Here is a 23,875-nt window from a genome sequence, read left to right as displayed (position 1 = left end):
ATAATCTTGTTGCTCCGAACCGAGGGGTAATGATGCGCACAGAAGGTCGAGCCAAGCGCTTGCCACGCGCGGTGCGTGAGCGGCAGATCATGGACGCCGCCGTGGACGTGTTCTCGCGGCTCGGTTTCCACGCGGCGTCGATGGACGAGATCTCCGACGTCGCCGGCATCTCCAAGCCGATGCTCTACGCCTACCTCGGCTCGAAGGAGGAACTGTTCGCGACCTGCATCCGGCGTGAGGCCACCCGGATGATGGAGGCCATCGCGACCGGCGTCGAGCCCGACCAGGAACCCGACGTGCAGCTGTGGAGCGGGCTCAGAGCGTTCTTCGGGTTCGTCGGCGAGAACCGGGCGAGCTGGATGGTGCTGCACCGGCAGGCGTCGACCCAGGGCGGGCCGTTCGCGGTCGAGCTCACGGACATGCGCAGCCGGGCGGTGTCGCTGGTCGCGGCGCTGCTCACCCAGTCCACGAAGGCGCCGGCGACCAAGCTGGAGGCCGAGTCGCTGGCCGCGGCGCTGGTCGGGGCCGGCGAGTCGCTCGCGGAGTGGTGGCTCGACCACCCGGAGGAACCCGCCGGCGTCGTCGCGGCGCGCCTCATGAACCTCGTGTGGATGGGCTTCGGCGACCTGGTCGAAGGCAACGTCTGGCATCCACCGTCACGGCGTTAGATCCCGGGCCGAGCCGAGCAGGTGGGGCCCCTTGCCCCACACCGCGAACTCCCAGCCGTCCTCGACCTCGGCCGCCGAGAACTCGGCGCGGCCGGGGATCAGCAGCGGCTTCTTGAACTTCACGTCCACGGTCACGGCCTCCGGCAACCGGCCTTCCAGGGACGCGACGCAGCGCGCCTTCGTCCACATCCCGTGCGCGATCGCCCGCTTGAAGCCGAACAGCTTGGCGCTCAACGGGTACAGGTGGATCGGGTTCCGGTCGCCGGACGCGGCGCCGTACCGCCGTCCGATGTCCGCCGGCACCCGCCACACCGCCGACCCGACCGGCCGTCGCAGCTCCTCGCCCGACGACGACCCCGACCCGGTCCGCCGCAGGTAGGTCGACACGCCTTCCCAGACACCGGAAACCGAGGTCACCACGTCGACCTGGGTGCCCTGCGGATGCGGCCGCAGATCGCGCGCGGACACCGTGATCTCCAGCGGTTCGCACAGTGCCAGCGGACGCGACTGGGTGATCCGGTTCGCGATGTGCACCAGGCCGGGCAACGGGAACGGGAACCCTGAGCCGGTCATCAGCTTCATCTGCAGCGGAAAGCCCAGCACGTGCGGGTAGGTCAGCGGCAACGCGTCCCGCAACCCGAACCCGCACACCGAGTTGTAGGCCGTGAGATGCCTCAGCGACACGTCGACCGTGGCCGAAACCGGTTGGGCCGCCAGGGTTTCCCCGCGCCGGAACGACGTCAGGGCGGCACGCAGCAACATCACGCCCCCAGCAGCATCTGGCCGCACACCCGGACCACGTTGCCGTTCACACCACCGGAACCCGGCGACGCGAACCACGCCACCGTCTCCGCCACGTCCACCGGCAGACCGCCCTGCGACAGGCTGTTCATCCGCCGCCCGACCTCACGCGTCGCGAACGGCACCGCCGCGGTCATCTTGGTCTCGATGAAACCGGGTGCCACGGCGTTGATCGTCGCTCCGCGATCGGCCAGCACGGGCGCCAGTGACCGCACCATCCCGATCACGCCGGCCTTCGAGGTGGCGTAGTTGGTCTGGCCGACGTTGCCCGCGATGCCGGCGATCGACGAGACCCCGACGATCCGTCCGCCGGGGCGCAACACGTCGCCGTGCAGCAGTGCGTCGTTGATCCGCTCCTGGCACGCGAGGTTGACCTCCAGCACGGAGTCCCAGAGCGAGGAGTCCATGCGTGCCAATGTCTTGTCGCGGGTGATGCCCGCGTTGTGCACGACGACGTCCACGCCGCCGTGCCGTTCGAGCAGGTGCGAGGTCAGCTTCGCCGGATCGCCGGTGATGTCGAGCTGCAACGCCGACCCGCCGATGGCGTTCGCGACCCTCGACAGGTCCTCCCCGGCCGCAGGCACGTCCAGGCACACCGCGTGCGCGCCGTCGCGGGCGAGCGTGGCCGCGATCGCCTCACCGATGCCCCGGGAGGCACCCGTGACCAGTGCGATCTTGCCCTCCAGCGTGCCGGTGGCGGCGTTGCCGGATACGTGGATCACCTGGCCGGACACGTACGCCGACCGTCCGGACAGCAGGAATCGCAGCGTCGACTCGACCCCGTCCTCGGCGCCGTCCGCCACGTAGACGAGGTTCGCCGTGCCGCCGCGCCGCAGTTCCTTGCCGACCGACCGCACGAAGCCCTCGAGCGCCCGTTGCGCCACCGAGTCCGGCGACCGTCCGATCACGATCACCCGCCCGCACGGCCCGAGCTGCGTGATCACCGGGTGGAAGAAGTCGTGCAGCTGCCGCAGATCCGAGACAGCCGCGATCTCGGACGCGTCGAACACCAGCGCGCCGTAGGGAGCGGTGCCGGTTTCGAGCTGTTTCAGGAAGGGCAGCCGAGCAGTGCCACCGACCAGCACGGGTGTGGCCAAAGCCGCGTCACGGCGGAGTGGATACGGGTTCGGCAGGCCGAGCCTGCGCACGAGCTGGCGACCCAGCCCCGAAGAGGCGAACTTCTGGTACCTGTCCACGTCACACAACCTACTAGCTAGTAAGTCTACTCGCTAGTAGGTAGTATGGCGGCATGCGAGTAGCGATCATCGGCGGCAACCGCATCCCGTTCGCCCGATCGAACGGCCCGTACGCCACCGCGTCGAACCAGGACATGTTCACCGCGGTGCTGGACGGGCTGGTCAGCCGCTTCGGCCTGCAGGGAGAACGCCTCGGCGAGGTGGTGGCCGGCGCCGTGCTCAAGCACTCGCGCGACTTCAACCTCGTCCGCGAGTCGGTCCTGGGCAGCAAGCTCAGCCCGGAAACACCCGCGTACGACCTGCAGCAGGCGTGCGGCACCGGCCTGCAGGCGATCATCGCCGTCGCCAACAAGATCGCGCTCGGCCAGATCGAGGCGGGCATCGCGGGCGGCGTCGACACCACGAGCGACGCTCCGATCGGCGTGAACGAGAACTTCCGCAAGCTCCTGCTGGAGTTCAACCGCACCCGCAAGGTCAGCCTGCTGACCCGGCTGCGCCCCAGCCACGTCGTGCCGCACCTGCCCCGCAACGGCGAACCGCGCACCGGCATGTCGATGGGCGAGCACGCGGCCGTCACCGCGGCCAAGTACGGCGTCACGCGCGAGGACCAGGACGAGCTCACCGCCCGCAGCCACCAGAACCTCGCCCGCGCCTACGACGAGGGCTTCTTCGACGACCTGGTCACGCCCTACCTCGGCCTGACCCGCGACCAGAACCTCCGCCCGGACAGCAGCGCCGAGAAGCTCGCCAGGCTCAAGCCGGTCTTCGGCGACACGATGACCGCCGGCAACTCGACCCCGCTGTCCGACGGCGCCTCCGCGGTCCTGATGGCCACCGAGGAGTGGGCGCGTGAACGAAAGCTGCCCGTCCTCGCGTACCTGACGTTCGCCGAGACCGCCGCCGTCGATTACGTGCACGGCGAGGAGGGCCTGCTGATGGCCCCGGTGCACGCCGCGCCGCGCATGCTCGACAAGGCGGGTCTCAAGCTGCAGGAGTTCGACTTCTACGAGGTGCACGAGGCGTTCGCGTCCCAGGTGCTCGCCACGTTGAAGGCCTGGGAACCCGACCTCGGCGAGATCGACAGGACCAGGCTGAACGTCAACGGCTCGTCGCTCGCGGCGGGCCACCCGTTCGCCGCCACCGGTGCCCGAATTGTGGCGACTTTGGCGAAGTTGCTGCACCAGAAGGGCAGCGGGCGCGGGTTCGTGTCGATCTGCGCCGCCGGCGGTCAGGGCATCACGGCGATCCTGGAGCGATGAGTTTCTCCGGTACCTGAAGTCAACCCATCCGAACCCGATCAGGAGAAGGATGGCGACCATGACTCTGCAGGAAGTGCTGGAGGCTCACCGCGAGACCGTGCCCACCGCGGTCGCGCTCATCGCCAGGGGTGACGACGTCGAGTGCGCGGCGATCGGCGAGGACACCCGCGAGTCGGTCTTCCCGATCGCCTCGGTCACCAAGCCGATCGTCGCCGCCGCCGCGATGCTCCTGGTGCAGGACAACGGGATCGGTCTCGACGACCCGATCGCGAACTGGCTGCCCGAACTCGCGGACCCGGTGGTCGTCCGCACACCGGACAGCGAGATCGACGACGTCGTCCCCGCGGCCAGGCCGATCACCGTCCGGCACCTGCTGGCGTCCCGTTCCGGCTGGGGCTTCACGGCGGACTTCTCGTTGCCCGCCACCAGGAAGCTTTTCGACGAGGCGCACCTGCACGGCCGCCCGGACCTGCCCACCCCGGAGGAATGGCTCAAGGGGCTCGCCCAGGTGCCGTTGCTGCACCAGCCGGGCGACGGCTGGCTCTACAACACGTCCTACGACGTCCTCGGCGTGCTGCTGCACCGTGCCACCGGCTCGCTCCCGGACTACCTGGCCGAACACCTCTACGCGCCGGCCGGCATGACGAACACCGGCTTCATCAGCGACGTCCTCCCGTCCGGTGCCGGCGGCCTGAACTCCACTGTGGACGATGTGCTGGCGTTCAACCGGTATCTGTTGTCCAGCGACCTGGTCTCGCGACTCGCGGTCGACACCACGTCCGCCGAGGACCGCGAAGCAGGCCAGCTCTTCCTGGAAGGCCAGGGCTGGGGCTTCGGTGGCAGCGTCGACATCGCCGAGATCGACCCGTGGAACGTCCCGGGCCGCTACGGCTGGGTCGGCGGCTCCGGTACGACCTCGCACGTCGTGCCGTCACAGGACATGGTCGCCGTCCTGCTCACCCGCACGGCCATGACCAGCCCCACCCCGACCGAGATCATGCGCGACTTCTGGCGGTACGCCGCGCGTACGGCTATTTAAATTGAACGGTCAATCAGGCACACTCTCTGGACCGCGTCACAGCGGTCCTGGGGGTGGGACTGATGAACGTTGATCCCGAAAAAGACCCGGTGCTGGCCCGCGCACTCCTCGGCACCCTGCGGGACGAATGGCGGCCGGCCGCCGACGCGATGGCGTCCGCGAGGGAGTGGGAACGCCGCGCGTACATCGTCCTGACCCTGGCCGCGGCGGCCAGCCAACGCGTCGTGTGGCTGGAGAAGTGGCGCAAGGCCAGGCCGGACGACCTCGACGCGGCCGCGGTGCAGGCCGCCATGGAGACCCTGAAGGCGAGCTAGTGGCGTGGTTCAGTCGAGCAGCGACCACGCGGCCGTGCACGACGCCGACACGGTGATCTGCTGTGCCTTCAGGTTCAGCTGGTCGACCATCCCGGCAGGCCCGGCCATCTCGAACGACGCGGCGCCGCTCATCATCCGCGGCGAGTAGTGCGCACCGCCCTCGGTGTCACCGATCCGCAGCAACGGCCCGAGCCGCCGCCCCAGCGCCGACGCGTAGCCCTCGGCGCGGCGCAACGCGTCCGCCACGGCCTCCCGCTGCGCCTCGCGGATGGCCTCGGTGTCGTCGACGAGCGTCCACGACGGTCCGTTGACCCAGGACGGCTCGGCCTGCACCAGTTCCGCGAGCAGCCCGTCGAGCCGGTCGAGGTCCGAAACCCAGATCACGTACTGCTGCTGGGCGCGGCTGCCGACGCGCTGGTTGTTGTCCCAGTTGTCGTGCACGGACAGCTGCCGCGACCGCACCTCGAAGTCCTCGAGCAGCGGTTCGACGGCGGAAATGCGCTGGTTGAGCGTGCTCACCGCCTCGGAGCGTTCAGCACCGAGCGCCTCGAACGTCACGTCCACCTGGGCGCGGTCGGCGGTCCGCTCGACCTCGCCGGTCCCCTTTGTCACGACTTCAGCCACGTTCCCCAGCCAACCGGTGCCCCGGTTCATCCGCAACTATTACGTTCTATTGCTAAATCACTAGAAAGCCGAATACTCCGCTTTCGTAGAAGACACGCGGGGTCCCCGCGTGCACTCCAGGGGCACGCGAGGCCCCCGCGTGCCCCAAAACGAGGAGAGTCTGCGTTCCTCTAGGGGAAGCGCTAGAGAGAGCGATACGGTGCGAGGCATGGACCCGGTGCGCAATCCGTTCGCCCCCGGTGCAGGCCAGAGGCCTCCTGAGCTCGCCGGCCGGGACAAGGAGGTCGCCGCCTTCGAGGTGGTGCTCGAACGCGTGGCCCGCGGCCGTCCCGAACGCAGCCTCGTGCTGACGGGACTGCGCGGCGTCGGCAAGACGGTGTTGCTCGGCGAGCTGCGGTCCATGGCGGTCAAACGCGGGTGGGGTGCGGGCAAGGTCGAGGCTCGGCCCGACGCCGACCTGCGCCGACCGCTCTCGGCCGCGTTGCACCGGGCAATCCGCGATCTCGCCGTGAGGCACCGCGCGCCGGACCGGGTCGAGGCGATCCTCGGCATCCTCAAGGCGTTCGCGCTCAGGGCCGCACCGGACGGCGCCAAGCTGCGCGATCGCTGGCAGCCCGGCATCGACGTCCCGGCGGCGAGTGGGCGCGCGGACTCCGGTGACATCGAGATCGACCTGGTGGAGCTGTTCACCGACGTCGCCGAGCTCGCGCAGGACGTCGGCACGGGCGTCGCGCTGCTCATCGACGAGATGCAGGACCTCAAGCCGGACGACATCAGCGCGTTGTGCGCGGCGTGCCACGAGCTCTCGCAGCTCGGCGCGCCGCTCGTGGTCGTCGGTGCCGGCCTGCCGCACCTGCCCGCGGTTCTCAGCGCCAGCAAGTCGTACTCGGAACGGCTCTTCCGGTACGTCCGCATCGACCGGCTCAGCCGCGAGGACGCCGACCGCGCGGTGCTCGCCCCGGTCGAACGGGAGGACGCGGGCATCACCGACGAGGCGCTCGACGCGTTGTTCGACGCGTCTGGTGGTTACCCGTACTTCATCCAGGCCTACGGCAAAGCCGCCTGGGACGCCGCACCGGCCGATCCGATCAGCGCGTTGGACGTCTCCGTGGCCGCTCCGGAGGCAGACGCCGAGCTCGCTGTGGGCTTCTTCGGCTCCCGATACGAGCGTGCGACGCCCGCTGAACGCGAGTATCTCCGGTCGATGGCCGAGTTGACCGACGGAAAGGACGCGGGGGTCAACACCGCCCAGGTGGCCGACCACCTGGGTCGCAAGCCCTCCTCGCTGTCGCCCGCACGGGACTCGCTCATCAAGAAAGGCCTGGTCTACAGCGCGGAACGGGGTCAGATCGCCTTCACGGTGCCGCACTTCGGCCGGTTCCTGCTCGGCCGCGAGGAGTAACCGGAAGCACCCTGCCGTTGTCCGGCCGTTCACGTTGTCAGCCGATGATTCGTCGGCGTGTGCCCCACCTCACCGGATAATCGCGTGCTTTTGTGGGTAGGAAGGTGCATACTTAAGTCACCAACCAAACAGACCTCCGAGAGGGAAGTGCAGACCGAGATGAACTTCGCAGCGAAGCTCCGCGCCCGTCGTGCCGAGGCGCGCAACCGGAAGGCCGTGGCTCGCGCGATCGACATGGCCACCACCCCGGCCATGCGTCACGAGCTGATGGCCATCGCCCAGGCTCAGGTCACCACCCTGCGCTGACTTCTCGACCCGGCACTCGCGCGGCGCCCCGTCGCGAGTGCCTCCCCGAACGGGAACCCCTGGAGCACCTCCCGCGCTCCAGGGGTTTCATTCTGTTAAACGTGATCCGCGCCACAGTATGATGGCGTTGTAACAGCGCACGTCGGTCCGCCGATGTCACTGTTGACCTCGCGGTGCTGTCGGACCCCCGACCTGGCAGCACTGCGAGGTTTCTTGTTTGCTGGGGGACATGAAGATCGCCGTGCTCGGCACCGGCCTCATGGGTGCCCCCATCGCAGCCAACCTCGCCGCAGCCGGACACGAGGTCCGGGTCTGGAACCGCACGCGCGCCAAAGCCGAACCGCTCGCTGCTCGGGGCGCCGTCGTCGCCGACACGCCCGCTCAGGCCGTCGAGGGCGTCGAGATCGTCATGACGGTGCTCACCGACGGTCCCACGGTCACCGCGACCATGCAGGAGGCCGCCGACTCGTTGCCGCACGACGCGGTGTGGATCCAGGCGTCCACGGTCGGCGTCGACGCGATCGACGACCACATCGCGCTGGCGCGGTCGCTCGGGCTGGAGTTCGTCGACGCCCCGGTGCTGGGCAGTGTGAAGCCGGCGACCGAGGGCAAGCTCGTCGTGCTCGCCTCAGGTTCGGAAGAACTGCGCGACCGCGTGCAGCCGGTGTTCGACGTGATCGGCGCGCGCACGATGTGGGTCGGCGAGGCCGGAGCGTCGTCCCGGTTGAAGCTCGTCGCGAACAGCTGGGTGCTGGCCCTGACCGCCGCGGTGGGCGAGGCCGTGGCGCTGGCCGAGTCGTCCGGGCTCGACCCGAAGCTGTTCCTGGAAGCCGTTTCCGGCGGTGCGATGGACTGCGCGTATCTGCAGATGAAGGGCAACGCGATCATCGCTCGGGACTTCCCGCCCGCGTTCACCGTGCAGAACGCGCTGAAGGATGCTCTGTTGGTCAACGAGGCCGCGGTGCACGCCAACGTCCACCTCGACGTGGCGCAGGCGGCGAGTGCCCGGCTGAACCGCGCCATCACCAAGGGGCACGGCGACGAGGACATGGCCGCGTCTTACTACGCCAGCTACCAATAAGCCCGACGATCGGCCGGTCCGGCAGGGCGTACGGGCTCAATAGCTTGGCTGAGTGAACAGACTCGTACGCTCCCTGCTGGCGTTCGGCCTGGCATCGGCACAGGTCCTGGCTGTCGCCTCGGTCGTCTCCGCCGCCCCTGACATCAAGGATCGGATCGCCGCGCTGCCCGGCGTCCGGATCATCAGCGAAGGAACGTCCGGCACCGCGCGGACGTTCGTGCTCGGCATCCAGCAGCCCGCGGACCACCGCAGGCCGCGCGGCGTCCGGTTCGAGCAGCGCTTCTCGTTGCTGCACAAGGACGATTCCAAGCCGATGGTGCTGCACACCACCGGCTACAACCTGCCGGGCACGATCGGCGCGTCCGAACCGGCGCGGCTCGTCGACGGCAACCAGCTCAGCGTCGAGCAGCGGTTCTTCACGCCGTCGCGACCGGCGCCGGCCGACTGGGACGACCTGAACATCTGGCAGGCCGCCAACGACCACCACCGGATCGTGCTGGCGTTCAAGAAGATCTACCGGGCTCGCTGGCTCTCGACCGGCGCCAGCAAAGGCGGCATGACGTCGATCTACCACCGCCGCTTCTTCCCGCGTGACGTCGACGCGACCATCGCCTACGTCGCGCCGAACGACGTGGTGAACGACCGTGACGTCTACGGCGAGTTCATCCGCAACGTCGGCAACGACCCGACGTGCAACAAGAAACTCGAGGGCGTGCAGCGGCAGATCCTGCAGCACCGCGACGAGATCGTCACGCGCCTGGAGGCCAAGGGCTACACCTACAAGCAGTTCGGCAACGCGCACCGGGCGCTGGAGATCCTGGTGCTCGACACGCCGTTCACGTTCTGGCAGTACGGCACCCAGGAGCAGTGCGCTCTCGTGCCCGGCGCCGGTGCTTCCGTGGACGACCTCTGGACGTTCATGGACAAGACCGTCGGCTGGGACTTCTACACCGACGCGGGCGTCGCGCCCTACGCGCCGTACTACTACCAGGCCGGCACCCAACTCGGCTGGCCGGAAGCGGACGAGTCGGCCGTGCGCGACCTGCTGCGCTACCCCGGCGTCTCGGTGCCGCGCTCGATGGTGTCGCCGGAGATCAAGTTCCCGCGCTTCGACCGCTTCGCGATGCGCGACATCGACTCGTGGGTGCGCTATCAGGGCTCGCGGCTGCTGTTCGTGAACGGTCAGAACGACCCGTGGAGCGCTGAGCCGTTCCGCCTCGGTCCGGGCACGCGCGACTCGCTGGCGTTCGCGGTGCCCGGCGGCAACCACGGCTCCAACATCGCGAAGCTGCCGGAGAAGGAACGCCTGGCCGCGACCGCCGCCGTGCAGCGCTGGGCCGGTGTCTCCGGCACGGTCGTGTCACTGGCGGTCGACGACGACCCCGACTCGCTGGACGCACTGCGAGCGCGCCGGGGCTGAGGCACCCTGGGAGGCGTGAAGCCGTTGCTCGTGGTCGATGCAGCCAACGTCGTCGGATCGGTGCCCGACGGCTGGTGGCGGGACAGAGCGGCAGCGGCCGAACGCCTCCGCGACGCTTTGCAGGGGCGCGACGAGGAGGTGGTCCTCGTCGTGGAAGGCAAGGCGCGCAACGTCTCCAGCATCCCCGACGTCCGGGTGGTCTCCGCTGCCGGCGACGGTGACGACACGATCGTCGACGTGGTCCGCGCCGAGGGCCCCGGACGTCGCGTGGTCGTGGTGACCGCCGACCGGGAACTGCGCCGGCGGGTGACGGAGCTCGGTGCCGAGGTGGCAGGCCCCACCTCGGTACCGCGACGTTAGATCCCGAAGAGCCTTTCCAGCACCTGCGCCACCCCGTCCTCGGTGTTCGGCGGCGCGTGGTTGCCGCAGGCCTCCTTGACCAACGGGTGCGCGTTGCCCATCGCGTACGCCGTGCCGGCCCACCCGAGCACCGACAGGTCGTTCGGCATGTCGCCGAACGCGATCACCTCGTGCTTGCCGATTCCCCTTGTGTTGCAAAGGGATTCCAGCGTCGCCGCCTTCGACACCCCCGGCGGGCCGATCTCCAGCAGCCCGAGCCCACCGGAGTGCGTGACGGCCACGTGCTGCCCGACCGCCTGCCTGGCGATCTCCATCATGTGGTCGGCCTCGGCGTCCGGCGCCCACGCGAGCATCTGCACGACCTGGTCCGCCTCCGCGAAGACGTGGTCGAGCAGCTCCAGTGTCCGATGTGGATTGTTCGGGCTGAATCCCTTGAAAGCGGGCTCGCACAACACTTCCATCCCGGTCTCGACCGCGATGCCGACGTTCGGGATCACGTTCGCGAGCTCCTCCGACACCTTCCGCACGACGTCGAACGGCACCGTCTGGGCGTGTGTGACCACCTTTTCGGTCAGGTCGTAGATCACCGAGCCGTTGGAACAGATCGCCGTGCCCGTGAGCGCCAGGTCCTGGACGAACCGCGGCGGCCGGGCCGTGACGACCACGACGTCCGCACCGACCGCGTTCAGGGTGGCACGGGTGCGGTCGCTGAGCACTCCGCCCGGCTGCAGGAGCGTGCCGTCGAGGTCGGTCGCGATCAACCTGATCATCGGCTGATTATCGGGCAGGCCCTCCGCGCGCACGAAGACCCTTTCCCCGACCGCTGTCCGCGCGACTGCCCGCTCCGGTACAACCATGGCGTGAACGACCTGGCGATCAACCTGCTGGCGAGCCTCATCGCCGGCATCACCGTGTGGCTCGTGCAGCGCCTCCTGCGGTACCGGCGGGCGGCACGGCGGCGCGCGTTCTTCGGTCTGGTTCCCGGCGAACGAGCGCTCCTCGTCGTCGGCAAGCACCGTGCGGCGCCGGCCCCGATGAGCATCAACAAGACCGACGTCGCGGCCGTGCTGGAGTTGGCGATGCTGGCGAAGGACGCCGGGGCCGAGCCCGAGATCGCACTGCACTCCGAGGTCGTCGAGGGCGTCGGTGACCAGGTCGAGTTCTGCGTGGGCGGCCCGTTGTCGAACTCGCGCACGGCCGCGCATCTGCGCTGGCTGTTGCCGGGTGTCTCGCAGTCCACCTACCGCGAGGACCCGGAGGGACTGTCCGTGCGCGTCGGCGATCGCGTCTTCAGCCGCGAACGGGGCGGTTCCGAGTACGTGCTGGTGGCCCGCATCGTCGTCCCGGGCAGACGCCGTCCGCTGTTCCTCGTCTGCGGCCAGACCGCCATCACCAACTACGCGGCGGCGAAGTACCTGGTGGAACAGCAGGACTCCCTGCATGCCCAGTACGGCGCGCGCACGTCGTTCTGCTTGGTCCTGCGCATTGTGAACCGCGACGCGTACGGCAGCGACGTGGTCGAACTGGCCGCGGACGTGACGGAGGCGGCGGCCCAGCGGACGATCACCAAGCCCGAAGCCGGCGCCGCGATCGAGGGCGATCCGACCGGCAAGTAGGAACGCGGGTACGTCAAGATCGAGGTATGACCCATCGTGTGAACGACATGCCGTTGCCGGTTTGGCTCCCCGAGTCCGGTTCCGGCCCCGGCATCGTGCTGATCCAGGAGATCTTCGGCCTGGACGGGTACCTGCGCGAAATCGCCGAGAAGCTCGCCGCTCTCGGCTACGTCGTGGCCGTGCCCGAGCTCTTCCACCGGTTCCAGCCCGGCTGGGTCGGTGAGCACGACGAGGCCGGCATCCAGAAGTCGATGGAGGTCGTCGGGAACCTCGACTTCCCGCTCGCCGTGCAGGACGTCGTCGCGTCGGTCGAGTACCTGCGCGGTCTGCCCGAGGTCACGGGCGGCGTCGGCGTGCTCGGCTTCTGCCTCGGCGGCACCCTGGCGTACGCGGCGGCCACGGCCTCCAACCCGGACACGGCCGTGTCGTTCTACGGCTCGGGTGTGCCGGACCAGATCGGCACGCTGGACCAGGTGTCCTGCCCGATCCTGTTCCACTTCGGCACCGAGGACTCGTTCATCACCGAGTACCAGAAGGTCGTGGACGCGGTGCAGGAGCGGCCCAACGCCGAGATCCACCTGGAGGCCGCGGGCCACGCCTTCCTCAACCACCTGGCGCCTTGGTACGACAAGGACGCCGCCGACCGCGCGTGGGACCTCACCGCGCAGTTCCTCGCACGCACCCTGCCCGCCTAGGCGATGCAGGGCACCGCGAGCTGCTGCGAGAAGAACTTCTCCAGCGGCTTGCGGTGCAGGCGGTGCTCGACGGCGATCAGCTCGTTGCGCCGGTAGTGGCTGATCTGGGTGCGCGTGACCACGAAGCCGTGGCGTTCGGTGGTGGGCATCTCGTCGTAGAGCAGCACGTGCTGGCCTTGCGGGACAACGACGTCCGCCAGGCCGTCCGGGATCTCGCTGGCGCGCATGGCGATGGTCGCGGCCAGCGAGTCGGGCCGGTTGCGCAGTTTCCGGTGCGGCCACGGCACGCCGTGGTGTTGCGCCTCCAGCATTCGGTGGAGCGCGCGGGCCGAGTGGCGGATCGCTTTGATCGAGTCACCGGTCACGACGTGCGCGTGCGGCACGTCGAGCGTGGTGTCCCTGCGGAAACCCGCGCACACGATCACCTTGTCGTACCGGAGCTCGCCGGTGCCGTCGATCGTCGCGACGAACTCGTTGCCCTCCTTGACGATCCGCTGCACGGTCCGCCCGACCGTGTGCGTGACCCGCGCCGTCGCCGCGATGTTGTCCGCCGTCTCGAACGCGCTGTGCCCGCGCCCGATGATCAGCACCCGCTTGCCCGCGTACTCGGTCGGATCGGTGCTGGCGCTGGCGTACGTCTCGGCGTGCTCGATCCCCGGAATGCTGGGAACGTGGGCTTTCTTGCCGGTTGCGATGATCACGTGCCGCGCCTGGTGCTGGGCCAGGTCGGTCACGGGCGCGTTGTAGCGGATGTTCAACGGCTGCGCGAAGTCCTCCAGATAGCGCACCAGGTCGTCCGCGTTGGGAAAGGACCTCTTGCTGTAGCGGGAAAACGGCGCCCCCTCGAACAACGAGTTGTCGTCCGTGGAGAGCACCCGATGCCGCGGAAAGGTCCGGAAGAAGCTCGCCGGCTCCGGCCCCGCCTCGACGATCAGGTAGTCGCGACCCGCCTGATGCAGGAAGCGCCCCATCTGCAGGCCCGCCGGACCCGCACCGATCACCAGGTACTCCACCATCACGCACCTCCCGGCGTCCTCTACGCCAAACAAGGCGCAAAGGTTCAGACGGGCGGTTACCGTCCATCATCGTGGAGTCCGGCCTGCTTTGGTCAATCAAAAGGCACATCAGTCTCGTTGTGCTGATCGGCGTAACCGTTTTCGCCCTCGCAGCCGTGCTTTTGTGGGCCGCACTGGGCTTTCCGGCTGCGCCGACCGCGAGGCTCGACATCATCAAGGTCGCGCTGACCGTGGTCGCGGGCGTCGGCGGTGTGGTCGCCCTGGTCGTCGCATATCGAAAACAACGCATCAGCGAGTCGGCCGAAACCCGTGAGCGGATCAAGCTGCTCAACGAACGCTTCGGCGCCGCCTGCAACCAGATCGGCAACGAAACCCCGACCGTCCGCCTGGCCGGCGTCTACGCCCTCGCCTCACTCGCGGACGAATGGCCGGAACAACGCCAGGTCTGCATCGACGTCCTCTGCTCGTACCTGCGCATCGCGTACGAGCCCGCGCTGGACTCGGAGTGGTACCACGACGCCGAGACCGAGGTGCGCCTCGCGATCACCAACGTGATCGCCCGCCACCTCCGCGACGGTGCCCCGGTCAGCTGGCAGGGCCACGACTTCGACCTGGTGCGCGCGGTGCTGAGGTCCGCCGACTTCGCGGGCATCCGCATGTCGTCCGGCACGTTCTTCCTCAGTCTGGCGCGCTTTCCTGGCGGCTGGATCTCGTTCGACGGCATGGTGGTCTGCGGCGGCGAGGTGTGGTTCGGCGGCGCGACCTTCGAAGGCGCGCGCGTGACCTTCGACAACGCCGAGTTCGCCGGCGGTCGCGTGCGGTTCGAGGGCGCGGAGTTCAACGGCGGCGAGGTGTCGTTCCGCGGGGCCCGGTTCACCGGCGGCGAGGTCGACCTGTCGGAGGCGCAGATCAGCGTGATGCCGGTGTTCGACGAGGGCGAGAAGCCGGGGCTGAAGCTGCCGTCCACATGATGGACGCCGGAACACGAACCTGTCCCACCGTGTTGGATACGGTCGTGACGACTGCCAAGCGCCGTGCCCGCGTCCGCGCCCCTGAGCTGCAAGGTCGCGGCTGGCTCAACACCGGCGGCGAACAGGTCAGCCTGAAGGACCTGCGCGGCAAGATCGTGCTGCTCGACTTCTGGACGTTCTGCTGCATCAACTGCCTGCACGTCCTCGACGAGCTGCGCCCCCTCGAGAAGGAGTACGAGGACGTCCTCGTCACGATCGGCGTGCACTCGCCGAAGTTCGTGCACGAGGCCGACGCCGAGGCGCTCAAGGCGGCCGTCGAGCGCTACGAGGTGCACCACCCGGTCCTCGACGACCCCGAGCTCACCACCTGGCAGAACTACGCCGTGAAGGCTTGGCCGACGCTGACCCTGGTCGACCCCGAGGGCTACGTCGTGCACGTCGCCGCTGGTGAGGGCCACGTCGAGGCGCTGCGGACCATCATCGGCGAACTGATCGCGGAGCACGACGCGAAGGGCACGCTGCACCGCGGCTCCGGCCCGTACGTCGCGCCCGAGCCCACGAACACCACGCTGCGCTTCCCGGCCAAGGCGATCGTCACGCCGAACGACACGATCCTGGTCAGCGACTCCGCCCACCACAGCATCGTGGAGCTCGAAGCGGACGGCGAGACCGTCATCCGCCGCATCGGCACCGGCGAGCGCGGCAGGGAGGACGGCCTCGCGCCCACCTTCTCCGAGCCGGCGGGCCTCGCCCTCGTGCCCAACACCCACGGCTACGACGTCGTCGTCGCGGACACCGTCAACCACCTGCTTCGCGGCCTCGACCTGGAGACCGGCGAGGTCACGACCCTCGCGGGCACCGGTGAGCAGTGGCGCGACGGCGAGACCGACGGGCCGGCCGACAAGATCGACCTCACCAGCCCGTGGGACGTCGCCTGGTGGAACGGCGGCGTGGCCATCGCCATGGCCGGCAACCACACGCTGGGCTTCTTCGACCCCGCGACGAACACGGTCAGCAGGCTGGCGGGCACCACCGTCGAGGGCATCAACGACGGGCCAAAGGAGGAGGCCTTCTTCGCGCAGACCTCCGGGCTCGCCGCGGACGGCGACCGGCTGTGGATGGTCGACTCCGAGACCAGCGCGCTGCGGTACCTCGAGAACGGCGAGGTCCACACCGTCATCGGCAAGGGCCTGTTCGCGTTCGGACACAAGGACGGCGACGCGGACGAGGCGCTCCTGCAGCACCCGCTCGGTGTGACCGTCCTGAATGACCACTCGCTGGCCATTTCGGACACCTACAACAACGCGATCAGGCGGTTCGACCCCGAGACGAACACGTTGACCACCATCGCGACGGACATCGCCGAACCGTCCGACGCTCTCATCGTCCAGAAGGAACTGGTCGTCGTGGCCAGCGCGGCGCACCGGCTCGAACGGTTCTCCGCGGCCGCCACGAAGATCGACGGCGAGGAGCACGCGGTCAAGCGGCCGTCCACCGACATCGCGCCCGGTGCGCTGGAGCTCGCGGTCGTCTTCACGCCGCCCACTGGGACCAAACTGGACGAAAGGTACGGACCGTCCACTCGGTTGGAGATCACCAGCTCGCCGCCCGAGCTGATCCTCGAGGGCGCGGGGGTCGGCACCGAACTGGTACGGGCGTTGCGGATCAACGATCAGGTCACGAACGGCGTTTTGCACGTCGTAGCGCAGGCCGCCAGTTGCAGTGACGATCCTTCCGACGAACACCCGGTCTGTCGCCTGACCAGGCAGGACTGGGGGGTGCCAGTTCGAGTTGTTGCCGATGCACCTACCCGGCTGCCGCTGCTGATGGGCGGCATGGACGAGGCCGGTCCGGCAGGCACGTAGACTCTGCTGGTGCCTGATGTCAAGCTCGAGATCCAGATGCTGTACGACCGCGTCATGGTGCGCATCTCGCCGGAGGATGGCGAGCGGCGATCCAGTGGTGGCATCGTGATCCCCGCTACGGCCCAGATGGCGAAGCGGTTGGCGTGGGGTGATGTGTTCGGGGTCGGTACCAGCGTGCGACACGTGAAGGTGGGCGACCGGGTTCTGTTCAACCCGGAAGATCAGCTTGAGGTCGAGGTGCAGGGCGCCACGTATCTCGTGATGAGGGAACGCGACCTGCACGCTGTGGCCAGCGAGCTCACCGAGCACGGTACTGGTCTGTACCTATGAGCCGCCGGTTCGTGATCTGCGCCTGATAGCTACACACATATGCCGCCTCGCGAGAGACAGGGCAACGGGGAGAGCTGTGCCGTACGACGCTGACAAGACGAGAGCGATGCCGCCGGTCTACCCCGGAGGCACCGCCTCCGAGCAGACGGCGAAGATCGGCCCGGTCACCACCGGCGCGGCCACCGACGCGTGGCCCTCGGAGGAACCGGACATCGAGGCGACCGTCACCGCGGCCGTGCCGGGTGTCGGTTTCCCGGCCGGCGAGGACGCGACCGAGTACATGGCGCCGGTGGCCCCGCCACTGCCGCAGCCGGAGGACTCGGGCGTCTACGGGCCGGTGATGATCGAGCCCGGTGAGGACGAGGAACAGCCGAAGAACGGCCGGAAGAAGGCCCTGATCGTGGCCGCGGCCGTGGTCGGCGCGTTCGGCCTGCTCTACGGCCTCGACATCCTCGTGTCCAGCGGCAACGTGCCCCGCGGCGTGACCGTGGCGGGCGTGGACGTCGGTGGCATGAGCCACGACGAGGCCGAGAAGAAGCTGCGCGACGAGATCGGCCCGCGGCTGAGCAAGCCGGTCGCGCTCAAGGCCGGCGACGTCAACGCCGAGCTCGACCCCAAGGCAGCGGGTCTGGAGCTCGACTGGGACGGCACGATCGACCGCGCGGGCAGCCAGCCGCTCAGTCCGGTCACGCGCGTCACGTCGTTCTTCACCAGCCGTGAGGTCGGCGTCGCGACGAAGGCCGACAACGCGAAGGTCTCCGGCGCGCTCGAGGAGATGCGTCCGAAGCTCGACCACGAGCCGATCGAGGGCAGCATCAAGTTCGAGAACGCCGCCGCTGTCGCCATCGACCCGCACGACGGCCAGAAGCTCAAGACGGAGGACGCCTCCCGCGTCGTCGTCGCGAACTGGGCCTCCGGCAACCCGGTCGAGGTCCCGATGGACTTCACCCCGGTGAAGACGACCAAGGAGGGCGTCGAGAAGGCGCTCAACGAGGTCGTCAAGACCGCGGTGTCCGGCCCGGTCGTCATCAAGGGCGAGGGCAAGGACGCGACGCTCACGCCGGAGCAGATCTTCGCCACGCTGGCCTTCGCGCCCGGCGAGGGCGGCGCGCTGGCCGTCACGCCGAACAAGGACAAGCTCGCCGAGGTCACCGCCCCGCAGCTCAAGGACACGGTCAAGCAGGGCAAGGACGCCGAGATCGTCTTCGAGGGCGGCAGGCCGACCGTCAAGCCGTCGGTGGACGGCCTCGACCTCGACTGGGACAAGAACCTCCAGCCCTACTTCGACACGCTGAAGAAGACCGACGCGCGCGAGGTCAAGTTCGAGTACAAGCACACGCCCGCGAAGGTCACCACCGAGCAGGCGAACAAGATGGGCATCAAGGAGGTCATCGGCGAGTTCCAGACCGGTGGCTTCGCCGCCGCCTCGGGTGTCAACATCCGGGTCGTGGCCGAGAAGGTCAACGGCGCGATCGTGAAGCCCAAGGAGACGTTCAGCCTCAACAAGTACACCGGCCCCCGCGGCACCGCGCAGGGCTACGTCGAGGCGGGCATCATCGAGAACGGCATCCCCGGCAAGGCGGTCGGTGGCGGCATCTCGCAGTTCGCGACCACGCTCTACAACGCCGGCTACTACGCGGGCATGAAGGACGCGGGCCACAAGGAGCACAGCTACTGGATCACGCGGTACCCGAAGGGCCGCGAGGCCACCGTGTTCATGGACGGCGCGGGCAACAGCCTGATCGACATCGCGTTCACGAACCCGGACGACACGGGCGTCGCCATCCAGACGATCTGGACCGGCTCGACGATCACGATCAGGCTCTGGGGCACCAAGAACTACGACGTCACCGGCTCCACCAGCGGCGAGTTCAACCCCACCCAGCCGCAGGAGAAGAAGATCAGCAAGGAGGGGTGCTCGCCGAGCAACGGCGCCCCGGGCTTCTCGGTGACGGACACCCGCACGATCACGGACCGCCGCACCGGCCAGTCCCGCAGCGAGTCCCGCACGGTTCGCTACGACCCGCAGTTCAAGATCATCTGTGAGCCACCGCCCGGCGGCTGACACAAACGCTGGTTCACAGTGGCCACGCGCGGGTATTCACCCGTTCGTGGCCACTGTTGCGAATGAGGCGCGAAGACATCCCGTCGTCCAGACGTTGGGGCGGGTGGGGATGGTGTTGTACGGGGTCGTGCACGTCCTGGTGGCGTGGCTCGCGATCCAGGTCGCGTTCGGCGACTCCGAACAGGCCGACTCCAAAGGCGCGTTGAGCGACATCGCCCAGGCCGGTGCGTGGGTGCTGTGGACGCTCGGCATCGGGCTCGTGTTCTTCGCGCTGTGGCAGCTTCTGCTCGCCTGTGTGGGCTACACCTACGTGGCGAAGAAACGAAAGCGGATCTCCAAGCGCGTCGGTTCCGCGGCCCGTGCGATCACCGCGCTCGGTATCGCGTTCGGCGCCTTCAAGTACGCGACGAGCGGCAGCGCGGGCGATCAAACCCAGCAGCAGCAAGAACTCACCGCGCAGGTGCTGTCGTGGCCCGGTGGTCAGTTCATCGTCGGCGCCATCGCGATCGGCGTGATCATCACCGCCGGTGTGATCGTCTACAAAGGAATCAAGAAGTCCTTCGAGAAGGATCTCGACATGGGCCGCGCGCCGTCGTGGATCGAGCCCGTCGGACGGATCGGCTGGATCGGCAAGGGTGTCGCGTACGGCGTGATCGGTGTCCTGATCGGACTGGCAGCCGTCAACGCGGATCCGGAGCAGTCCGGCGGCTTGGACAAGGCGCTGAAGACGTTGGCGGCGCAGCCTTACGGCATGTTCCTGCTGAGCGCGGTGGCGATCGGCATCGCCGCGTTCGGTGTCTACTGCTTCATCGCGGCGCGAGCGCTCAAAGGCTGAAAACTCACTGACCGCAGCCGTCCCCGTGTTCCGCATTTCAGCTGCGGAAACACGGGGACGAACTGCATGATTCGCGCATGCAGCGCACATGGGCTCTTCTGGCCGTGACAGCGGCCTTGCTGTCCGCATCGGTGTCCACAACTCCGGCCCTCGCCGCCGCGCCGAAGCCGCACGGTGTCCGGTCCGCCGGAGTGCAGCCCGCCAAGTCCGGCGGCGACATCGGTGCCAGATCCGCGAGCAGCGGCGCCAGATCCGGCGACTTCACCGGTGACGGGCTGCCGGACATCCTCGCCAGGCAGGCGGACAACGGCGTGCTCAAGGTCTACCCGCACGGCAACAGCTTCGACGGCGGCCTCGGCACCTTCCAGCCCGCGGTGACCATCAACCACGGCTGGAGCGGCTTCCGCTGGATCGGTGCCGGCCGGATCACCGACGACGCGCTGGCCGACGTGGTGAGCATCGACGTCGGGGGCACGATGCGGGTCTACCCGCACTCGGGGACTTTCGACGGCCTGAACACCCTCGGCCCGTCGTACGTCCTCAGCTACGGCTGGAACATCAACGATCTGGTGTTCCTCCACGACTTCAACGGCGACGGCCGCGACGACATCATCGCCCGTCGTGCGGGTACCGAGATGGCGTACATCTACCGCCACCTGGGCAACTTCGGCGAGGTTGCGCGGTACAGCGAACCGCAGCCGCTGGTGTACGGCGTCAGGTACGCCGTGGATCTGAACATGGCTGACGTCACCTTCGACGGCTACCCCGACCTGCTGTACCTGGACCCCGCCGACACCCTGCGCGTGTTCTCGTTCCCGCAGGAGGCCAACTACACCCTCGGCTACGGGTTCACCACGTTGAACTTCGTCGGTGTGAACTCGTACAGCGGCGACGCGTGGCCGGACCTGATCGGCAGGAGGCACAACGGCGAGTTGGTGGGCTACCGGCACTCGCAGACGTGGAACCCCGCCGACCCGCTCGCGACGTTCCAGGCGCCGACCCTGATGGGCTACGGCTGGAACACCAACAACGTCATCAGCTGACCGCACAGGGGGAAGAAAGACATGCGAAGAAGAACCTGGATCGCCGCCGCGATCGTCGCCCTGTCCATCACGAGCGTCACCGTGCCGGCAACCGCTCAGCCCGGCACCTCGCCGCGTCCGTCGGGTGACGTGACCGGCGACGGCAGGTCCGACATCACCGCGCGCACCTCCGACGGACGGCTGGTGGTCTACCCGCAGATCGACGGCGGCAACTTCGGTGCGCCGGTGACGATCGGCTACGGCTGGCGCGACGTGAACTACCACTGGATCTCCACGGCGCGGGCCGACGGTTCGGGCTCGAGCGACGTCGTGGCCGCCGACCTCGACGGCAACCTCTGGCTCTACCCGAACGCCGGTTTCAACGGCATCTCGACGCTGCGCCAGCGCGAGCTCGCCGGTAAGAACTTCTGGGACTGGGCCGACGGCTTTGGCAAGGCCGTGATCCGCACGGTCCGCGGCGACGGCATCGACGACATCGAGAGGATCTACGCCAGCGACAACGAGACCTCGCTCTACCTCTTCCAGAACAAGCTCGTCCCCGGCGACGGCCACTTCGAGCAGCAGCTCGGTGTCGACCGGGAGAGCAAAGGCCGGGTCGTCTGGACGCAGTACTCGGAGGTGCCCGGTTCGGTGACGAGGGGCCAGTACCGCGACCGGATCGTCGAGTACGCGAACGGCAGGCTCGCGGTGCAGAAGCTGGAGTTCGAGGGCAACACCGGTCGCTACCGGGAGATCACGCTCGGCTGGGGCTGGGACACGCTGGACTCGTTGATGCTCAAGGAGATCAGCGGCGACGGCATCCCGGACCTCTTGGGCCGCAGGAAGAGCGACGGCTTCTTGGTCGCGTACGTGCACAGCGGCCAGTTCGACGAGAGCAACGCCTACAACACCTACCTGCCCCCACGAGCGCTCAGCTACGGCTGGTACACCGTCGACCAGATCTCCTGACAGGACCGTGAAAAACGGGTCCGCGCACCTCGGGCAGGAGGTGCGCGGACCCGTCGTCGTCACGGCGCTTAGAAGACGTTCTCGTCGATGTCCATCAGCGCGTTGTCGGTCGTCTCGGCGATCTTGCGACGGGCCGTGAGCTCCGGCAGCACGTTCTTCGCGAAGAACGACGCCACGGCGATCTTGCCCTCGTAGAACGCCTTGTCCTTGGCCGAAGGAGTGCCGCCGAGCTTCTCCAGCGCGACCTCGGCCTGGCGCAGCAGCAGCCAGCCGACGAGCACGTCACCCGCGGTCATCAGCAGGCGGACCGAGTTCTGGCCGACCTTGTAGAGGTTGCGGACGTCTTCCTGCGACGAAGTCAGGAAGCCGACCAGCGAGCCGAGCATGCCCTGCAGGTCCTCGAGACCCTGCTTGAGCAGCGCGCGCTCCTCCTTCAGACGACCGTTGCCGCCCTCGTTGTCGAGGAAGGACTGGATCTCGCCGTTGATGAACGCGAGCGCCTGACCCTTGTCGCGGATGATCTTCCGGAAGAAGAAGTCCAGCGACTGGATGGCCGTGGTGCCCTCGTACAGCGAGTCGATCTTCGAGTCCCGGATGTACTGCTCGATCGGGTACTCCTGCAGGAAGCCGGAGCCGCCCAGCGTCTGCAGCGACTGCGCCAGTTGCTCGTACGCGCGCTCCGAGCCGACGCCCTTGACGATCGGCAGCAGCAGGTCGTTGACCTTGGCCGCGAGCTCCGCGTCCTCGCCGCCGAGCATCACCTTGTCCTGGAACGTCGCGGTGTACAGGTACACCGCGCGCAGGCCCTCGGCGTACGCCTTCTGCAGCATCAGGCTGCGGCGCACGTCCGGGTGGTTGGTGATGGTGACGCGCGGGGCGGTCTTGTCCGTCATGCGCGTCAGGTCGGCGCTCTGCACGCGCTCCTTGGCGTAGGACAGCGCGTTGAGGTAGCCGGTCGACAGCGTCGCGATGGCCTTGGTGCCGACCATCATGCGGGCGTACTCGATGACGTCGAACATCTGCGCGATGCCGTCGTGCACCTCGCCGAGCAGCCAGCCCTGGGCGGGGACGCCGTGCTGGCCGAACGTCAGCTCGCACGTGGTGGACGCCTTGATGCCCATCTTGTGCTCGACGTTGGTCACGAAGGCGCCGTTGCGCTCGCCCAGGTCACCGGACTCCGGGTCGAAGTGGAACTTCGGCACGAGGAACAGCGACAGGCCCTTGGTGCCGGCCTTGGCCTCGATGCCTTCGCCCTCGGGCCGCGCCAGCACCATGTGCATGATGTTCTCGGTGAGGTCCTGGTCGCCGGACGTGATGAAGCGCTTCACGCCCTCGATGTGCCAGGAGCCGTCGGCCTGCTTGATCGCCTTGGTGCGACCGGCGCCGACGTCGGAACCGGCGTCCGGCTCGGTCAGCACCATCGTGGCGCCCCAGCCGCGGTCGATCATGAGCTGGGCCCAGTGCTTGTCGCGCTCGGTGCCGTTGTTGTAGACGACCGTCGCGAAGCTCGGGCCGGCCAGGTACATGTAGATCGGCGGGTTGGCGCCGAGGATCATCTCGGACGCGGCCCAGGCGACCGACGGCGGCGTGCCGAAGCCGCCCAGCGCCTCAGGCAGGAACATGCGGTACCACTCGCCGTCCCAGATCGCCTGGTACGACTTCTTCAGCGACTCCGGCAGGGTCGCCGAGAACGTGGCCGGGTCGTACTTCGGCGGGTTGCGGTCGGCATCGGCGAACGAGTCCGCGAGCGGACCCTCCGCGAGCGTCTTCATTTCGGCCAGAACGCCGCGCGCGGTGTCCTCGTCGGACTGCTCGAACGGCCCCTTGCCGAGGTGGTCCTGCACGTTGAAGACCTCGAACAGGTTGAATTCGAGATCCCGGACGTTGCTCTTGTAGTGGCCCATCTCGTCAGCTCACTCCTCAGGGTCGCGGCGGGGTCGCCTACTGACCGGTAACAACAGAGTATTACCCGACAGTAACCCCGGCAAGGGTGACCACCCGGTGGTGGCGAATCAGACAGT

At 68.3% G+C, this 23,875-nt stretch carries 24 protein-coding genes; 18 read left to right on the top strand and 6 right to left on the bottom strand.

Annotated elements, in window-relative coordinates:
* Positions 1-29: 29 nt before the first annotated feature.
* Entirely contained in the window at positions 30-668 is a 639-nt protein-coding gene (locus tag B0F77_RS04095; protein ID WP_086661397.1) for a TetR/AcrR family transcriptional regulator, read from the top strand.
* Here B0F77_RS04095 and B0F77_RS04090 read toward each other — a convergent pair.
* Entirely contained in the window at positions 657-1,430 is a 774-nt protein-coding gene (locus B0F77_RS04090; protein ID WP_086661464.1) for a MaoC family dehydratase, read from the bottom strand. The genes B0F77_RS04095 and B0F77_RS04090 overlap by 12 nt on opposite strands.
* On the bottom strand, positions 1,430-2,665 hold the full coding sequence (locus B0F77_RS04085; RefSeq protein ID WP_086661396.1) for a 3-oxoacyl-ACP reductase: 1,236 nt from the start codon (positions 2,663-2,665) through the stop codon (positions 1,430-1,432). The genes B0F77_RS04090 and B0F77_RS04085 overlap by 1 nt, the downstream gene beginning before the upstream one ends.
* Positions 2,666-2,718: 53 nt before the next feature.
* Between B0F77_RS04085 and B0F77_RS04080 the strand changes: the two genes are divergently transcribed.
* The 3 genes from B0F77_RS04080 (at position 2,719) to B0F77_RS04070 (ending at position 5,277) form a co-directional block, all read left to right on the top strand.
* The gene (locus B0F77_RS04080) at positions 2,719-3,924 is read left to right on the top strand and encodes an acetyl-CoA C-acetyltransferase (RefSeq protein ID WP_086661395.1); all 1,206 of its coding nucleotides are present in this window, start codon (positions 2,719-2,721) and stop codon (positions 3,922-3,924) included.
* Between the two features lie 58 nt (positions 3,925-3,982).
* On the top strand, positions 3,983-4,963 hold the full coding sequence (locus tag B0F77_RS04075; RefSeq protein ID WP_245847815.1) for a serine hydrolase domain-containing protein: 981 nt from the start codon (positions 3,983-3,985) through the stop codon (positions 4,961-4,963).
* A gap of 62 nt (positions 4,964-5,025) precedes the next feature.
* Positions 5,026-5,277, top strand: a complete 252-nt coding sequence (locus B0F77_RS04070) for a hypothetical protein (RefSeq protein ID WP_143466552.1) — start codon at positions 5,026-5,028, stop codon at positions 5,275-5,277.
* 9 nt (positions 5,278-5,286) lie between these two features.
* On the opposite strand, the gene B0F77_RS04065 is transcribed toward B0F77_RS04070, so the two are convergent.
* On the bottom strand, positions 5,287-5,901 hold the full coding sequence (locus tag B0F77_RS04065; protein ID WP_086661463.1) for an SIMPL domain-containing protein: 615 nt from the start codon (positions 5,899-5,901) through the stop codon (positions 5,287-5,289).
* Between the two features lie 208 nt (positions 5,902-6,109).
* Here B0F77_RS04065 and B0F77_RS04060 point away from each other — a divergent pair, with 208 nt between their 5' ends.
* The 5 genes from B0F77_RS04060 to B0F77_RS04045 all read left to right on the top strand — a co-directional run bounded on the left by B0F77_RS04060 (position 6,110) and on the right by B0F77_RS04045 (position 10,470).
* The gene (locus B0F77_RS04060) at positions 6,110-7,303 is read left to right on the top strand and encodes an ATP-binding protein (protein ID WP_086661392.1); all 1,194 of its coding nucleotides are present in this window, start codon (positions 6,110-6,112) and stop codon (positions 7,301-7,303) included.
* 159 nt (positions 7,304-7,462) lie between these two features.
* Positions 7,463-7,609, top strand: coding sequence for a hypothetical protein (locus B0F77_RS48630; RefSeq protein WP_167969512.1), 147 nt, complete (start codon positions 7,463-7,465; stop codon positions 7,607-7,609).
* A 229-nt stretch (positions 7,610-7,838) separates the two neighbouring features.
* The gene (locus B0F77_RS04055; RefSeq protein WP_211293650.1) at positions 7,839-8,690 is read left to right on the top strand and encodes an NAD(P)-dependent oxidoreductase; all 852 of its coding nucleotides are present in this window, start codon (positions 7,839-7,841) and stop codon (positions 8,688-8,690) included.
* 52 nt (positions 8,691-8,742) lie between these two features.
* The gene (locus tag B0F77_RS04050) at positions 8,743-10,110 is read left to right on the top strand and encodes a S28 family serine protease (protein ID WP_086661390.1); all 1,368 of its coding nucleotides are present in this window, start codon (positions 8,743-8,745) and stop codon (positions 10,108-10,110) included.
* A 15-nt stretch (positions 10,111-10,125) separates the two neighbouring features.
* Complete coding sequence (locus tag B0F77_RS04045; RefSeq protein WP_086661389.1) at positions 10,126-10,470, top strand: PIN domain-containing protein; 345 nt, start codon at positions 10,126-10,128, stop codon at positions 10,468-10,470.
* Here B0F77_RS04045 and B0F77_RS04040 read toward each other — a convergent pair.
* Positions 10,467-11,240, bottom strand: coding sequence for an HAD family hydrolase (locus tag B0F77_RS04040; RefSeq protein WP_211293649.1), 774 nt, complete (start codon positions 11,238-11,240; stop codon positions 10,467-10,469). The genes B0F77_RS04045 and B0F77_RS04040 overlap by 4 nt on opposite strands.
* A 90-nt stretch (positions 11,241-11,330) precedes the next feature.
* Here B0F77_RS04040 and B0F77_RS04035 point away from each other — a divergent pair, with 90 nt between their 5' ends.
* Together B0F77_RS04035 and B0F77_RS04030 are read left to right on the top strand one after the other, a co-directional pair.
* Complete coding sequence (locus tag B0F77_RS04035; protein WP_086661388.1) at positions 11,331-12,086, top strand: hypothetical protein; 756 nt, start codon at positions 11,331-11,333, stop codon at positions 12,084-12,086.
* 26 nt (positions 12,087-12,112) lie between these two features.
* Positions 12,113-12,781 (top strand): dienelactone hydrolase family protein, encoded by a 669-nt coding sequence (locus tag B0F77_RS04030; protein ID WP_086661387.1) that lies wholly within the window; start codon positions 12,113-12,115, stop codon positions 12,779-12,781.
* Here B0F77_RS04030 and B0F77_RS04025 read toward each other — a convergent pair.
* On the bottom strand, positions 12,778-13,797 hold the full coding sequence (locus tag B0F77_RS04025) for an NAD(P)-binding domain-containing protein (protein ID WP_086661386.1): 1,020 nt from the start codon (positions 13,795-13,797) through the stop codon (positions 12,778-12,780). The genes B0F77_RS04030 and B0F77_RS04025 overlap by 4 nt on opposite strands.
* A gap of 155 nt (positions 13,798-13,952) precedes the next feature.
* On the opposite strand from B0F77_RS04025, the gene B0F77_RS04020 reads away from it, so the two are divergent.
* The 7 genes from B0F77_RS04020 to B0F77_RS03990 all read left to right on the top strand — a co-directional run bounded on the left by B0F77_RS04020 (position 13,953) and on the right by B0F77_RS03990 (position 21,854).
* Complete coding sequence (locus B0F77_RS04020) at positions 13,953-14,768, top strand: pentapeptide repeat-containing protein (protein WP_143466551.1); 816 nt, start codon at positions 13,953-13,955, stop codon at positions 14,766-14,768.
* Positions 14,768-16,633, top strand: a complete 1,866-nt coding sequence (locus tag B0F77_RS04015) for an NHL domain-containing thioredoxin family protein (RefSeq protein ID WP_086661461.1) — start codon at positions 14,768-14,770, stop codon at positions 16,631-16,633. Before B0F77_RS04020 ends, B0F77_RS04015 begins: the two co-directional genes overlap by 1 nt.
* A 36-nt stretch (positions 16,634-16,669) precedes the next feature.
* Complete coding sequence (locus B0F77_RS04010) at positions 16,670-16,963, top strand: GroES family chaperonin (protein ID WP_086661460.1); 294 nt, start codon at positions 16,670-16,672, stop codon at positions 16,961-16,963.
* A 280-nt stretch (positions 16,964-17,243) separates the two neighbouring features.
* Positions 17,244-19,028, top strand: a complete 1,785-nt coding sequence (locus B0F77_RS04005) for a VanW family protein (protein WP_425435619.1) — start codon at positions 17,244-17,246, stop codon at positions 19,026-19,028.
* 109 nt (positions 19,029-19,137) lie between these two features.
* A complete protein-coding gene (locus B0F77_RS04000; RefSeq protein WP_086661384.1) occupies positions 19,138-19,863 on the top strand; it encodes a DUF1206 domain-containing protein in 726 nt (241 codons plus the stop codon).
* Positions 19,864-19,940: 77 nt separating this feature from the next.
* Positions 19,941-20,906 carry an FG-GAP repeat domain-containing protein gene (locus B0F77_RS03995; RefSeq protein WP_086661383.1) on the top strand — a complete coding sequence of 322 codons (966 nt, stop codon included), beginning with the start codon at positions 19,941-19,943 and terminating at the stop codon, positions 20,904-20,906.
* Positions 20,907-20,927: 21 nt separating this feature from the next.
* Positions 20,928-21,854 (top strand): hypothetical protein, encoded by a 927-nt coding sequence (locus B0F77_RS03990; RefSeq protein ID WP_086661382.1) that lies wholly within the window; start codon positions 20,928-20,930, stop codon positions 21,852-21,854.
* Positions 21,855-21,922: 68 nt separating this feature from the next.
* On the opposite strand, the gene B0F77_RS03985 is transcribed toward B0F77_RS03990, so the two are convergent.
* Positions 21,923-23,758 carry an acyl-CoA dehydrogenase gene (locus tag B0F77_RS03985; protein WP_086661381.1) on the bottom strand — a complete coding sequence of 612 codons (1,836 nt, stop codon included), beginning with the start codon at positions 23,756-23,758 and terminating at the stop codon, positions 21,923-21,925.
* Positions 23,759-23,875 lie beyond the last annotated feature (117 nt).

It is taken from the genome of Lentzea kentuckyensis, from assembly GCF_002150765.1.
Classification (GTDB): domain Bacteria; phylum Actinomycetota; class Actinomycetes; order Mycobacteriales; family Pseudonocardiaceae; genus Lentzea; species Lentzea kentuckyensis.
This window is presented reverse-complemented; position numbering and strand designations above follow the sequence as displayed.

What these genes read in the sequence shown, in the direction of transcription:
- B0F77_RS04095 (WP_086661397.1), top strand. Translation starts at nt 30, where the DNA reads ATGATGCGCACAGAAGGTCGAGCCAAGCGCTTGCCACGCGCGGTGCGT.
- B0F77_RS04090 (WP_086661464.1), bottom strand. Translation starts at nt 1,430, where the DNA reads ATGTTGCTGCGTGCCGCCCTGACGTCGTTCCGGCGCGGGGAAACCCTG.
- B0F77_RS04080 (WP_086661395.1), top strand. Translation starts at nt 2,719, where the DNA reads ATGCGAGTAGCGATCATCGGCGGCAACCGCATCCCGTTCGCCCGATCG.
- B0F77_RS04075 (WP_245847815.1), top strand. Translation starts at nt 3,983, where the DNA reads ATGACTCTGCAGGAAGTGCTGGAGGCTCACCGCGAGACCGTGCCCACC.
- B0F77_RS04070 (WP_143466552.1), top strand. Translation starts at nt 5,026, where the DNA reads ATGAACGTTGATCCCGAAAAAGACCCGGTGCTGGCCCGCGCACTCCTC.
- B0F77_RS04060 (WP_086661392.1), top strand. Translation starts at nt 6,110, where the DNA reads ATGGACCCGGTGCGCAATCCGTTCGCCCCCGGTGCAGGCCAGAGGCCT.
- B0F77_RS48630 (WP_167969512.1), top strand. Translation starts at nt 7,463, where the DNA reads ATGAACTTCGCAGCGAAGCTCCGCGCCCGTCGTGCCGAGGCGCGCAAC.
- B0F77_RS04055 (WP_211293650.1), top strand. Translation starts at nt 7,839, where the DNA reads ATGAAGATCGCCGTGCTCGGCACCGGCCTCATGGGTGCCCCCATCGCA.
- B0F77_RS04040 (WP_211293649.1), bottom strand. Translation starts at nt 11,240, where the DNA reads ATGATCAGGTTGATCGCGACCGACCTCGACGGCACGCTCCTGCAGCCG.
- B0F77_RS04030 (WP_086661387.1), top strand. Translation starts at nt 12,113, where the DNA reads ATGACCCATCGTGTGAACGACATGCCGTTGCCGGTTTGGCTCCCCGAG.
- B0F77_RS04025 (WP_086661386.1), bottom strand. Translation starts at nt 13,797, where the DNA reads ATGGTGGAGTACCTGGTGATCGGTGCGGGTCCGGCGGGCCTGCAGATG.
- B0F77_RS04015 (WP_086661461.1), top strand. Translation starts at nt 14,768, where the DNA reads ATGGACGCCGGAACACGAACCTGTCCCACCGTGTTGGATACGGTCGTG.
- B0F77_RS04010 (WP_086661460.1), top strand. Translation starts at nt 16,670, where the DNA reads ATGCTGTACGACCGCGTCATGGTGCGCATCTCGCCGGAGGATGGCGAG.
- B0F77_RS04005 (WP_425435619.1), top strand. Translation starts at nt 17,244, where the DNA reads ATGGCGCCGGTGGCCCCGCCACTGCCGCAGCCGGAGGACTCGGGCGTC.
- B0F77_RS04000 (WP_086661384.1), top strand. Translation starts at nt 19,138, where the DNA reads ATGGTGTTGTACGGGGTCGTGCACGTCCTGGTGGCGTGGCTCGCGATC.
- B0F77_RS03995 (WP_086661383.1), top strand. Translation starts at nt 19,941, where the DNA reads ATGCAGCGCACATGGGCTCTTCTGGCCGTGACAGCGGCCTTGCTGTCC.
- B0F77_RS03990 (WP_086661382.1), top strand. Translation starts at nt 20,928, where the DNA reads ATGCGAAGAAGAACCTGGATCGCCGCCGCGATCGTCGCCCTGTCCATC.
- B0F77_RS03985 (WP_086661381.1), bottom strand. Translation starts at nt 23,758, where the DNA reads ATGGGCCACTACAAGAGCAACGTCCGGGATCTCGAATTCAACCTGTTC.